The organism is Pseudomonas sp. B6001, from assembly GCF_013386015.1.
GTDB lineage: Bacteria > Pseudomonadota > Gammaproteobacteria > Pseudomonadales > Pseudomonadaceae > Aquipseudomonas.
The window spans coordinates 100,962-112,352 of the sequence record NZ_JACAOX010000041.1 but is presented as its reverse complement, the minus strand read 5'-3'; the positions used below and the strand labels follow the sequence as shown (position 1 = coordinate 112,352).

11 protein-coding genes are annotated in these 11,391 nt (G+C 61.0%); 4 read left to right on the top strand and 7 right to left on the bottom strand.

The window, feature by feature from the left end; translation table 11 throughout:
* Positions 1–217: 217 nt before the first annotated feature.
* Complete coding sequence (locus HX821_RS29460; protein ID WP_177037180.1) at positions 218–1,078, bottom strand: universal stress protein; 861 nt, start codon at positions 1,076–1,078, stop codon at positions 218–220.
* A 151-nt stretch (positions 1,079–1,229) separates the two neighbouring features.
* On the opposite strand from HX821_RS29460, the gene HX821_RS29455 reads away from it, so the two are divergent.
* Positions 1,230–1,832 (top strand): tRNA-(ms[2]io[6]A)-hydroxylase, encoded by a 603-nt coding sequence (locus HX821_RS29455; protein WP_008431008.1) that lies wholly within the window; start codon positions 1,230–1,232, stop codon positions 1,830–1,832.
* Here the strand turns inward: HX821_RS29455 and HX821_RS29450 are convergent.
* Together HX821_RS29450 and HX821_RS29445 are read right to left on the bottom strand one after the other, a co-directional pair.
* Positions 1,788–2,987 carry an MFS transporter gene (locus HX821_RS29450; RefSeq protein WP_177021116.1) on the bottom strand — a complete coding sequence of 400 codons (1,200 nt, stop codon included), beginning with the start codon at positions 2,985–2,987 and terminating at the stop codon, positions 1,788–1,790. The genes HX821_RS29455 and HX821_RS29450 overlap by 45 nt on opposite strands.
* Positions 2,988–3,018: 31 nt before the next feature.
* The gene (locus tag HX821_RS29445; RefSeq protein WP_003217559.1) at positions 3,019–3,405 is read right to left on the bottom strand and encodes an ectoine synthase; all 387 of its coding nucleotides are present in this window, start codon (positions 3,403–3,405) and stop codon (positions 3,019–3,021) included.
* A gap of 246 nt (positions 3,406–3,651) precedes the next feature.
* On the opposite strand from HX821_RS29445, the gene HX821_RS29440 reads away from it, so the two are divergent.
* Both HX821_RS29440 and HX821_RS29435 read left to right on the top strand, forming a co-directional pair.
* Complete coding sequence (locus HX821_RS29440; RefSeq protein WP_003217561.1) at positions 3,652–4,359, top strand: winged helix-turn-helix domain-containing protein; 708 nt, start codon at positions 3,652–3,654, stop codon at positions 4,357–4,359.
* Positions 4,360–5,637, top strand: coding sequence for an ATP-binding protein (locus HX821_RS29435; RefSeq protein ID WP_087693018.1), 1,278 nt, complete (start codon positions 4,360–4,362; stop codon positions 5,635–5,637).
* A gap of 135 nt (positions 5,638–5,772) precedes the next feature.
* Here HX821_RS29435 and HX821_RS29430 read toward each other — a convergent pair whose 3' ends face one another.
* Together HX821_RS29430 and HX821_RS29425 are read right to left on the bottom strand one after the other, a co-directional pair.
* Positions 5,773–6,576 carry a MipA/OmpV family protein gene (locus HX821_RS29430; protein ID WP_087693017.1) on the bottom strand — a complete coding sequence of 268 codons (804 nt, stop codon included), beginning with the start codon at positions 6,574–6,576 and terminating at the stop codon, positions 5,773–5,775.
* 6 nt (positions 6,577–6,582) lie between these two features.
* On the bottom strand, positions 6,583–8,406 hold the full coding sequence (locus HX821_RS29425; RefSeq protein ID WP_177037178.1) for a serine hydrolase: 1,824 nt from the start codon (positions 8,404–8,406) through the stop codon (positions 6,583–6,585).
* Positions 8,407–8,603: 197 nt separating this feature from the next.
* On the opposite strand from HX821_RS29425, the gene HX821_RS29420 reads away from it, so the two are divergent.
* A complete protein-coding gene (locus HX821_RS29420; RefSeq protein ID WP_087693015.1) occupies positions 8,604–9,275 on the top strand; it encodes a DUF3313 domain-containing protein in 672 nt (223 codons plus the stop codon).
* A 30-nt stretch (positions 9,276–9,305) separates the two neighbouring features.
* On the opposite strand, the gene HX821_RS29415 is transcribed toward HX821_RS29420, so the two are convergent.
* Together HX821_RS29415 and HX821_RS29410 are read right to left on the bottom strand one after the other, a co-directional pair.
* Positions 9,306–10,706, bottom strand: coding sequence for a DUF1254 domain-containing protein (locus tag HX821_RS29415; RefSeq protein WP_003217572.1), 1,401 nt, complete (start codon positions 10,704–10,706; stop codon positions 9,306–9,308).
* 233 nt (positions 10,707–10,939) lie between these two features.
* On the bottom strand, positions 10,940–11,299 hold the full coding sequence (locus HX821_RS29410) for a response regulator (RefSeq protein WP_003217574.1): 360 nt from the start codon (positions 11,297–11,299) through the stop codon (positions 10,940–10,942).
* Positions 11,300–11,391 lie beyond the last annotated feature (92 nt).

Here is an 11,391-nt window from a genome sequence, read left to right as displayed (position 1 = left end):
CAGGGCGCCGGGTTAGCCGCGCTGGGCCAAGGATGGCCCATCGCGGCGGCCCACGGTCCAAAGCCGGAGTGAGGGCACACCGAGCCTAGGCGAGGTGCCGAGTGGTGGGGCAAGAGCCTTTTGGTTACTTTTGGGCTCCTTTCAAAAGTGACCCGCTGTAAGAGCGGAACCAATACAAGCCATCACCCAAAAACGGATATGCCCCCAAAAAGAAGCATCACCCATTAGCCAGCTCTTCCAGATGATCCATCAACTCCTGCGGCTTAAGCACCAACACATCACTGTCCACCGCATCCAGCACTACCTCCGCCGTATTCCCGATCAACGCCCCTGAAATCCCGGTGCGCGCCACCGTACCTATGATGGTCACCGCCGCCTGCCATTTGTGCGCCGCATGAGGAATCAACACATCCGCCGGCCCTTCCTCGATATGCAGATGAGTGTCGTCAATATCAAACTCCGCCTGGAACGCCTTGCACTGCTCACGATAGCGTGCCTCGATCGTCTCCTTGAGCTGAAATACCGGATCCGCCGCCGACAGCATCGGCGACGGATGCGCACTGATCACATGCAACTGCGCCTTCGCCAAACTCGCGATATCGAAACCATGATCAATGATCGAGTTATGCAGCGCCTGGTGCTCCGCATCAGAGCTCCCCACATCAATCGCCGCCAGAATCACCCCGCCAGCCCAAGGCCTGGACGTCTTCACCAGCAGCACCGGAGTCGGGCAGTAGCGCATCAACTTCCAGTCGGCAGGCGTCAACAGCGCCTTTTTCAGCGGGCTGTCAGCGAAATGCTGCTTGACCACCAACCCACAACCCTCTGCCTGCTGCACGTCGATGATGGTTTCATGCAGGCTGTCATTCCACGCCTGTTCGGTGGTGACGCTGTAGCCATCCTCCTGCAAACCGGCCTTCAGCAGGCTCAACATCGCAGAATGCTCGTGCTTCTTGTCACACACCAACAAATGCAAATGTGCCCCGGTGACGCCGGCAATCAGCTTGGCGCGCTTGAGGGCCAGGCTTTCCGAATGCTCAGGCTCGATGACCACCAGGATGCTGCGTATGGCTTGCATGGTCGGGTTCTCCAAAAAAGGGTGGGCGTGGAACAACTATAGTTGCTGCCCGGCACACGTCATGTTGATGCACATCAAGCCCGGTAGCTGGCGGTCTGCGGCGCGGTCGGTATAATCGCCGGCCTTTTGTGAATCTTTGCCCATGAGCCCGATGAACCTGCCAGAAATCCACGAATTCCTCGGTTGCCGCACCCCCGACGGCTGGGTCCAGGCCGCGTTGGCCGACCAGGAAACCCTGCTGATCGACCACAAGAACTGTGAATTCAAGGCCGCCAGCACCGCCTTGAGCCTGATCGCCAAGTACCATTCCCACGTCGACCTGATCAACCTGATGTCACGCCTGGCCCGGGAAGAACTGGTGCACCATGAGCAAGTCATGCGCCTGATGAAGAAGCGCAAGATCGAGCTGCGCCAACTGTCCGCCGGCCGCTACGCCTCGGGTTTGCGCAAGGTGGTGCGCAGCCATGAACCGGTCAAACTGGTGGATACCCTGGTGGTCGGCGCGTTTATCGAAGCCCGCAGTTGCGAGCGTTTCGAAGCACTGGTGCCGCATTTGGACGAAGAACTCGGCAAGTTCTATTTCGGCCTGCTGAAAAGCGAGGCCCGGCATTTCCAGGGTTACCTGAAACTGGCTTACCAGTACGGCGACGCCAAGGACATCGCCCAGGTCATCGACCGTGTACGCGCCGCCGAGCAGGAACTGATCGAGTCACCGGACGTCGAGTTCCGCTTTCACAGCGGCGTGCCAGCCTGACGCAACCGCTGCACCGAGCAACGCGGTGATCCCGGCGAGTATCAGGATCACCGCCTGCGTCCCCAGCGGCGCCGCCAGCAGTGCGATCAGCAACCCGGCCAGCGGCTGCGAGAGGTTGTTGAGCAAGGTCAGCACGCCCACCGTCTTGCCAAAGTCCCGGGCCGGGATTACCCGTTGTCGGACGCTGCGGATGTACACGTTGAACATCTTGTCGAAACCGGTCAGCAGCAGGAAACCCACGGCATAAGCCCACACATTCGGGCTGATGGCCGTGATCAACGCTCCCACGGCAATCATCGAATACGACAAACCGCCCAGCACCTTGAGCGGCAGGGAAGCGCGCGCCAGGAAAAACAGGATGGCGATGGTCACCAGCGCGCCGGCCGCCTGCAACCCGGCGTAGGTGTCCTTGCCGGCGGCGTATTGGCCAATGACCATCGCGGCGGAAGTGGCGAGGGTGACGCCGATGATCAGGTTCACACCCACCGCCAGGGCGATAATCCTTTTCAGCTCCGGCAGGTCGCGGATATGCCCGAAGGCAACGCGCAACGGCTGCAGCCAGATGTCGTTGTGCTGCTCGAAAGTTTCAAGATTGACCGTGGTGTGGCGTTGCCAGATGCGCATCGCCAGGTCCGCCAGCAGGAACAGCCCGGCAACCCCCAGCACGACCCAGTGCCAGGCCCAGACGCCCAACATCAGCGCGGCCACCAGCGGGCCCAGCACCAGCCCGGTCTGGTCGGCAATCTGCGAGTAGGACAAGGTCTTGGCGTAGGTGTAATGCTTGAAGATATGCGGCAGCAGCACTTCCCGGGCCATGATGCCCTGGGTGGTCAACACGCCGCACAGCGCCGAAAGCATGACAATCCAGTAAATCCCGTCGAACATTCCATACAGCAGCACCGCCGCCCCACACGCCAGCGCCCGGTACACCTGGCTGATATGCAGGACGCGCACGGCGGGATATTTGTCGCACAACGCCCCGCACACCGGGAACGACAGGTACCGCGGCAAGGATTCGACAAAAAACGCCAGGCCCGCCCACGACACACTGTTGGTGGTCTGGAACACGATCAGCGGCACGATGAACAACAGAATCTGGTCGGCCAGGCGTGACAGAAACAACGAAATGAAGAAAGCCAGGTAATCCTTGCGCATGGTGTGCTCGTGTCCGTGAGTCAAATTGTCGTCAGTAGCCGGAGCCGGATTTATCCGTGAGATTGTGGCGCTCGTCGCCCTTGAGCGGCGGGTTGAATACGCTGACCAGCACCAGGTCCTGCTCCTTTCCGCCTCTTAGATAATGGCAGTCGTGTTGGTCCAGCGCATAAATATCTCCGGGGCGGATCGGGTAGACGTTACCGTCCATATCTTCGACTTCACCCTCACCGGCGATGCAGTAGCAAGCCTCCAGGTGATTACGGTATTGCAGCAGTGACTCGGTGCCGGCACGCACGACGGTGTGGCAGACGGTATAACCCATCCCGTCCTTTTCCGTCAGCAACCGATGGCTGGTGCCAGCGCCCCATTCGACAAAGTGCGCGGTGTTTTCTATGTCTGATTTGTGACGAACGAACATGGTTTTCTCCCGCTATGTAGGTAGAGGGCCATGATTCTCTTGTGTTTGTGGTGTTGTCATCAGCGACACTTCCGAAAAGCGTGTGGGGCGCATCTGGCGGACGGTACCGAGTTAAAGACTGCGGTGAAACTGTTAAAAACTCTTAAAAGCATGAAGCTTCGTCGGCCAGTGATGGCCAGCTGCTTTAGTCTGCCGGCTTGCCACCTATAATGCGCACACTTCAATCCGCGCGTGCACTGGAAATTTATGGATAACTTGGGTCTCGGCAAGGTCTTGCTCGTGGAGGACGATGAGAAGCTGGCAGGGCTGATCGCCCATTTCCTGTCCCAGCATGGCTTCGAGGTGCTGGCCGTGCACCGCGGCGATCTGGCGCTGGCGGCGTTCCTGGAGTTCAAGCCGAAGATCGTCGTGCTCGACCTGATGCTGCCCGGCCAGAGCGGCCTGCATGTGTGCCGTGAAATTCGCAACGTGTCCGACACGCCCATCGTGATCCTCACCGCCAAGGAAGACGACCTCGACCACATCCTCGGCCTGGAGTCCGGCGCCGATGACTATGTGATCAAGCCGATCAAGCCGCCTGTGCTGCTGGCTCGCCTGCGCGCCCTGCAGCGTCGCCAGGCGCCGGAACCCACGGTGCGCGGCGCCCTTGAGTTCGGCCGCCTGGCCATCGACCGCAGTTGCCGTGTGGTGAGCCTGGGCGGGGAGAAGATCGACCTGACCACCATGGAATTCGAACTGCTGTGGTTGCTGGCCAGCGCCGCCGGGAAAATCCTCTCCCGCGATGACATTCTCAACCGCATGCGCGGTATTGCCTTTGACGGGCTCAACCGCAGCGTCGACGTGTACATCAGCAAGCTGCGCGGCAAGCTCAATGACAACCCCCGGGAACCGGTGTGCATCAAGACCATCTGGGGCAAGGGCTACCTGTTCAATCCGTTCGCCTGGGAGGTCTAGATGTTAAGGCTGTTTCTGCGTCTGTATATCATCCTGGCCATTGGCTTGGCCGGGGCGATCTGGCTGGTGAACTACACCTTCGATGAGCTGTTGCCGGAGGCCAACGAAACCTACAACCGCGAAGCCCTGCGCGGCCCGGCGTATGGGGTGGTGGAACAATTGCGGCCGGTGACGGGGGAAGCGCGCGCCGCCCGCCTGGCCGAGTTGCAACCGCACTATGGGTTGCGCCTGGCGCTGGTGCAGCGGGACAGGCTGAAACTTACCGAGCGTGAACAGCAACTGCTGGCCAGTGGCGAGTTGGTGGTGCGTGGGGATTTCATGGAGTTCATCTCCAACATCGACGGCGGCCACCAACTGCTGGAAATCAAACTGCCGGAAGAGCCCAAGTGGCTGTACATGTGGGCCTATGGCTTCCTCGGGCTGTGCCTGGCGATTGTCCTGTACTTCTGGGTTCGGCCCCATTGGCGTGACCTGGAGCATATCCGCCTGGCCGCGCAACGTTTCGGTGACAACGATCTCGGCTCGCGCATCCTGCTGCCGCGCCGTTCTACCGTGCGCGAGCTGGCGGGGCACTTCAACCAGATGGCCGAGCGCATTGAAAGCCTGATCGCCAACCAGCGCGAGTTGACCAACGCCGTGTCCCACGAGCTGCGTACGCCGATTGCGCGGCTGTCGTTTGAGCTCGACCAGCTCAAGCAACAGGCCGATCCACGGGAGAGCCGCGCACTGATCGCCGACATGTATGCCGACCTCGGCGAGCTCGAAGAAATGGTCTCGGAACTGTTGACCTACGCCAGCCTGGAGCGCGGCGCCACGCAGATCACCCGGGAAAGCATCGAGGCCCACAGCTGGCTCGATAGTGTGATCGGCAGCGTCGCCCTGGAGGCCGAGGCGGCAGGCGTGCAGTTGCTGCTGCGCACCTGTGAAGTCGATTACATCCGTATCGAGCCGCGCTTTATGGCACGGGCGGTGATCAACCTGTTGCGCAATGCAATTCGCTATGCCGACCGGCGCGTGGAAGTGTCGCTGGTGAAGTTTGGCACCGGCTATGAAGTACGGGTCAATGACGACGGGCCCGGTGTGCCGGTGGAAGGGCGAGGGAAGATTTTCGAGCCGTTCCTGCGCCTGGACGCCAGCCGTGACCGCCGCACCGGTGGCTTCGGCCTCGGCTTGGCGCTGGTGCGGCGGGTGTGCCAATGGCATGGCGGGCAGGTTGAAGTGCTGGATTCGGAGTGGGGCGGGGCATCGTTCCGGATGACCTGGGCGTATGCCGAGTAATCATCCAGGAGCCATGGAGATCAAATGTGGGAGCGGGCTTGCTCGCGAAGGCGGTGAATCAGTCGCCGGATACATTGACTGAAACACCGCCTTCGCGAGCAAGCCCGCTCCCACATTTTGATTGGGTTACCAAAGTTAGAACGTGTACTCGACCATCCCCATCACCGACGTCTGCAAGCGTCTCTCCACAATCGGGCTTTGCCCGGCCTTGTCTGCCAGGTACTGCACATCCAGCAGCGTCGAAAACTGTGTGTGTTCGCTGATCGGCAAGCTCCACACCAGATTCATCCCGTTGCTGATGTTGCCGCCGCTGGCCTTGTAGGCCTTGAAGCGACTCTGTGCGGCCTGGCCGGTGGTCACGCCGTACCAGGTCTGCAGGTAATTGCTGTCGCCAAAATGGCTGCTGAGGCTGGCATCCAGCGAACCGTAGTCGCCGTCGTACAGATTGGTGCCCAGGCTCAGCTCCAGGTGGGTGAACGCCTTGCCGGAATCCTTGTGATCATCTTCCTCAAGCGCATGCTCCAGGGTTGCGCCGAGAATCACCCCGCCCAGGTTATAGCTGCCACTGACACCCACCTGGGCGCGAGTCTTGATCTCGCCCATGCCCTTGAGTTTCTTCGAGCCCGGGCGCCCGGTCTTGCTTTCGTCCTTGCGTGAGCCGCTGGCGCCGACGTAGGCGCTGAAGCTCGCGCCGCCGCCGTCATAACCCCAGCCCAGGCCCTTGTCGGTGTCGAGGAAAATCCCCCACGGGCTGACGATGGCTGCGCCCAGCACCGGCGCGGTGACTCGCTCGTCGCTGCCGCTGTAGCGGGGCAGGTTGGCCACGCCGGCCTTGAGGGTGTATTCCCAGTCATCGGCCAGCAGGGTGTCGGCGCTGGCCAGCAGGCACAGCGACGTCAGGGACAGGCACAGGTGTTTTGAACGCATGATGGTCTTCATGTGAGGTCAGAGACTCAAGGGGTTGTGGGGAGAATCGGTACGTTTGAAGTGGTAGCCGGAGGCGCTCAGGCCGTTGACCTGGCGACTCACGGTATCGCCCAGGCCATAGCCGTTGCCGGCCAGCACCGCGTGGGCGTTGTCCACGGGCAGCAGGATGTAGTCGGTCAGCGGCTCGTCGTGCAGTTGGCCGCGGATCACCAGGAAGCCGTTCTCCAGGCGCACGCTGATGCCGCTCAGGGGCGCGTCGGGCTCATGGGTGTTGAGCACTTGATAGGTGCCGATGGTGTCGGCCCAGGCATTGCTCAGCGGGGTCTGTTCGATGCGTTCGCCCACCGGGACGCGTTGGCCGTGGCTGCGGGCGGTGAGCATCTGGCGCCCTTGCACCGTTACCACATCCAGCTGCACGCGGCCCAGTTCACCGAGGTCCTTGAGCCAGAAGCCGAGGAATTTCTGTTGTGCCCGCAGCCAGCCCTGGCCGTCGCGCAGCAGTTCGAAACGGGTGTCGGCCAACTCGCCATACAGCTGGCCGTTTTCGTCCTTGATACGGAAAATGCCCCAGGCCGTGGCGTAGAAACCCGCCAGGCGCCTGCGGTCGATCGCGGCGGGCACCTGGCGGATTTTCAGGCCGTGGGCGGGCGCCTGACAGTTGTCGGCACACACCGGGTCGCCGGTCTGGGCCTGGAGCATCAGGCGCAGGGTGTCGGTGGTCAGGGACACCACCATCTCTTCGGCGTTGCTGTCGTTGGCCATCACGATCACGGCCAGTTGCTGGTCCGGCAGCATCGTCAGTTGCGCCGCGAAATCATCCCCGCCACCGCTGTGCTGGAAGGTGCGAATGCCGGGGCCCACCGGCTCATCGCCGCAAGGGGCGAGAAACCACCCCAGGCCCATCTGGCAGTCGAAGTCCAGGGCGTTGCCGGTGTTTTGCTGGGTGAACATCTCGTCAATCGACTGGCTGCCCAGTACCTGTCTGTCTTTATAGAGGCCCCGGGCGAAGAGCATGCGCACGTAGTGGCTGAGGTCCTTGGGGCTGCTCCACAAGCCACCGGCCGCGAGGTCGCGCACCTGGGCGTCGGCGCTGACGGTGCCGTCTGCATAACCCCGGGCGCGAAAGCCCGGTTGCGCGCCGGTGCCGACGAAGCTCGACTGGTTCATCTCCAGGGGCTTGAGCAGGCTGCTTTGCAGTCGGCTTTCGAAATCCTGCCGACTGCTGCGTTCGATGGCGGCACCGACCAGGGCGTAGCCGAGGTTGGAATAGGCCACCTGGGTCCCCGGTGGCGTGCTCAGCCAAACCCCTGAAATACGCATTGGCATCTGGCCCATGGCGAAGGTGTTGCGCACGTCCCGCAGGTGTTCGCTGGGCAGGCCGGACTGGTGGCTGAGCAGGCGGCGCAGGGTGATGTCCCGGTCGGCGGCCGCTTGGTCGGAATGAAAGCGCGAGCGTACGTAGAACTCCCGCAGCGTGTCCTGGATCGGGGCGTCGAGGGCCAGGCGCTGTTGCTCCACCAGTTGCAGGGCTGCGGTGGCGGTCAGCAGTTTGGAGAGGGCGCCGGCGCGGAACGCGGTGTTGGGGGTGACGGGTTTGCCCAGGGCCTTGTCGGCCAGGCCAAAGCCCTGGGCCCAGATCAGTTCCTGGCCGTTGACCAGGGCGATGGACAGGCCGGGTATGTTTTGCCTGGCCATTTCGCTGGGAATGCGTTTTTGCAGGTAGCGGATGATTGCGCTGTAGTCGCCCTTGGGAATGGGCGGCGGGGCCGGCGGCTGGCCGTGGCAGCCGAGGCTGCCCAGCAGGCAACCCAGCAGCGGAATACTGCGCAATGTGCGAAACATGATGAGCACCCGAGGGGTGGTTTGGATGCTCGAATGCTAGGGGCGGGCCGTCGATGAGTCTTTGTGAGCTTTGTCGGGAAACTGTCAAAGACTGTTAATACAGGCCGCCCCTAGCGGGTTTGCTCCATTGCCGCAGCTCCAGCATCAGCTATACCTAATGCTCAACGCTTCCTCAACGTCAGCCAAGGAGTCTCGCGATGAAACTGGGAATAATGATCAGCACCGTGTGTATTGCCACGATCGGGGTGATGGGGTGTTCCAGCAAGGTGACGCAGCCGGACGAATACTCCGGGTTTCTCTCCGACTACAGCAACCTCAAGGAAGCCAAGTCGCCATCGGGCGCGCAGGTGATGCGTTGGGTGGACCCCAACCTGAGTCTGAGCCGCTATAACGCGGTGTACATCGAGCCCACCCAGTTCTACCCCAAGCCGCAAGCCAGCACCAGGATCCCTGAAAGCACCTTGCAGGGCATCAGCACCTACTACAGCCAGGCGCTCAAGCGCGAACTGGAAAAGTCCTTGCCTCTGGCCGACGGACCAGGCCCGGGCGTGATTGTGGTGCGTGCGGCGATCACTGCCGTCAGCAGCAAGACCGAAAGTCTCAAGCCCTATGAGTACATTCCTGTCGCCCTGGTGGTCGCCACGGTCAGCACGGGCGCCGGGATTCGTGACCAGGAAACCACCTTGGGCACCGAAGCCCAATTCCTCGACGGTGCCAGTGGCAAGGTGGTCGCCCAAGTCGTGCGCAAAGGCACCGGTAAACCGTTGGCAAACGACTCCCAGGTGATGAAAGCCGATGACGTGAAAAACGTCATCGACGGCTGGGCGTCGGACCTGCATCAATCGTTTTTGAAGCTTAAAAAGGGCTAAGCCTCAAACGGTGCGCGACTTGAGCGGGTGCTATTTGATCGGTGTGAGCGGTGGCTGCTTCCATTGCCCGTTACCCACTTCAGGCTTGGGCAGGTAAATGCGCAATAGGGCATAGAACGGGCCGGGTGGTGCTGGCAGCCAGTTGCTTTGTTCCGCCTTCGGTGGCTCGTGGTGCGCGACCAACAGCGTCAGGCCGCCATCGGCGTCGAGCTTGAAGTTGGGCAACATCCCCGACGTGAGCACGTAGCGCTTCTTCAGGTTGGGGGTCAGCAGATTGGTCTTGGCGTTGTACATGGTCAGTGACCAGAATGCGTCGGTCGGTGGCAACTGGTCCTTGGCGAAGTGCAGGGTGTAGCTGTGGCGTGCGCCGTTGGCGGGTTTGCCCTCGCTGTCCACGGAGTAGCGCAGGTAGGCCGTTTCATCGCCGGAGTTGCCAAACAGGTGCAGGTTGGCGCCAGCGTAGCGGTACAGGTAGTTGTTTTGAAGGTGGTCGCGATTGCCGAACAGGTCTGCACTGGATACTTGATGGGTATCGATCTTGTCTTTTTTGAAGGCTGCATACTCGGCTTTGCCGTCGGCGATGCCGTCATCCAGCGCTTTGCGTTGCTCAACCGTCAGGGCCTTGAGGTCGAACGGTTTACCCGCCTCGACGCCGATCCTGGCAAAACGCGCGAGCACGTCTTTCTCACTGTCCTGCGGTGCTGCGTAGGCCAGCATGAAGTTCAGATAGCGGAACAGATGCACGCTGTCGCTCATGTTCGGCGTAGGCTTGGGCCAGGCAATTTTCGGCGGCTTGATGGGTTTGGGCTGCTTCACGTAGCTGCTCAGGGTCTGGACCTTATAGCCGCCCTGGATCTGTCTGACTTTGCCCAAGTCCTTTTCATCGAACAATTGAGTGCGGTACAGGGCGTAGGCGATGTTGCTTTCGCTGTACACGACGCGGTCGATATCGGTTGGCTGCTGGCCTTTCCAGCCCGGGCCGGCAATCATGTAGTGGCCACCGTTGTTACCGGTGCTGCGGGTACCCAGATAGCCGAAGTTCTGCGTATAGAGGTCGACCAACTGCACGGCGTAGTAGCGGTTGTCTTCGATCCTGGGCAGGGTCAACACCACGGGCTCGGCCCGCAGATCGAGCCAGACAAAGGAGTTGGGCGTGTCCGGGTTGGGGGTGGGGATCGCTGTATCTTTAGGGGTTATCGCCTGCGCGGTGTTCCCGATGTGGTTGAACGGCGCCTTGAAGTTCGCCCCGGTCTTGTCGACAGCCTGGGTGTAGAGAGTCTTGTACATCTCCACCACCGGGAAGCCATAAAGATAGGCTTCCTTGGCGATGGCCCGGGCTTCACTCGGCGTGGCGGTGAAATCGGCCCAGGCGCCGGTACTCATGAAAATCGAGAGGCTCGCCAGCAGCAGGCGCGTCGGTGTTCGAATCATGTTGTTGCGTCCTTACTGAGTCAGTCGGATGTCGTCGAGTTTTCAGCTGTTATAAAAGCAGGCTCCGGTGGGCGCGTACAGTCGCAACTAGCTGAACCTTTGCGTGTCAGGCAGAGTTTGCACTCAGTTGCTCGGGAAGTCTTTTGGCACGTGAGGTTCAACGCAAAGATCTATCGATCAGTTGACATCAACGAGATCAAGTGCCGCCTGTGAAAGGCGGCATCGGGGGGCAGTCAAGGCAGTATGGACTTGACCTTGTCACGCAACTGATCAATCGAGAACGGCTTGCCGATCACCTGCATGTCGGCTGGCGAATCGATATTTTCGGCATAACCGCTGGCGAACAGGATGGGCAGGGCGGGGCGTATTTCACGGGCCTTGAGGGCCAGTTGCTTGCCGTCCATGTCCGGCAGGCCGACGTCGGTCATCATCAGGTCGATGGTCTGGTCGGTGTCTTGAACTATTTTCAAGGCTTCTTCGGCATCGGCCGCTTCAAGCACTTGGTACTCCAGCTCTTCGAGGACATCGACGATCAACATGCGCACGATGGCGTCGTCTTCGACTACAAGGATGGTGGAGGGGGCGGCTGACATAGTGGAGGTTCCCGAACAGTGGAAGGGGCAGGTCTTGGGCGATGGGAAGACCGTTTTCATCCTGAGTATTGTCGGTCCCGGCAAGTTCCCCA

Coding starts and splice junctions, on each gene's coding strand:
- HX821_RS29450 (WP_177021116.1), bottom strand. CDS start 2,987: ATGCGCAAGGATTACCTGGCTTTCTTCATTTCGTTGTTTCTGTCACGC.
- HX821_RS29440 (WP_003217561.1), top strand. CDS start 3,652: ATGGATAACTTGGGTCTCGGCAAGGTCTTGCTCGTGGAGGACGATGAG.
- HX821_RS29445 (WP_003217559.1), bottom strand. CDS start 3,405: ATGTTCGTTCGTCACAAATCAGACATAGAAAACACCGCGCACTTTGTC.
- HX821_RS29420 (WP_087693015.1), top strand. CDS start 8,604: ATGAAACTGGGAATAATGATCAGCACCGTGTGTATTGCCACGATCGGG.
- HX821_RS29425 (WP_177037178.1), bottom strand. CDS start 8,406: ATGTTTCGCACATTGCGCAGTATTCCGCTGCTGGGTTGCCTGCTGGGC.
- HX821_RS29460 (WP_177037180.1), bottom strand. CDS start 1,078: ATGCAAGCCATACGCAGCATCCTGGTGGTCATCGAGCCTGAGCATTCG.
- HX821_RS29455 (WP_008431008.1), top strand. CDS start 1,230: ATGAACCTGCCAGAAATCCACGAATTCCTCGGTTGCCGCACCCCCGAC.
- HX821_RS29435 (WP_087693018.1), top strand. CDS start 4,360: ATGTTAAGGCTGTTTCTGCGTCTGTATATCATCCTGGCCATTGGCTTG.
- HX821_RS29410 (WP_003217574.1), bottom strand. CDS start 11,299: ATGTCAGCCGCCCCCTCCACCATCCTTGTAGTCGAAGACGACGCCATC.
- HX821_RS29415 (WP_003217572.1), bottom strand. CDS start 10,706: ATGATTCGAACACCGACGCGCCTGCTGCTGGCGAGCCTCTCGATTTTC.
- HX821_RS29430 (WP_087693017.1), bottom strand. CDS start 6,576: ATGAAGACCATCATGCGTTCAAAACACCTGTGCCTGTCCCTGACGTCG.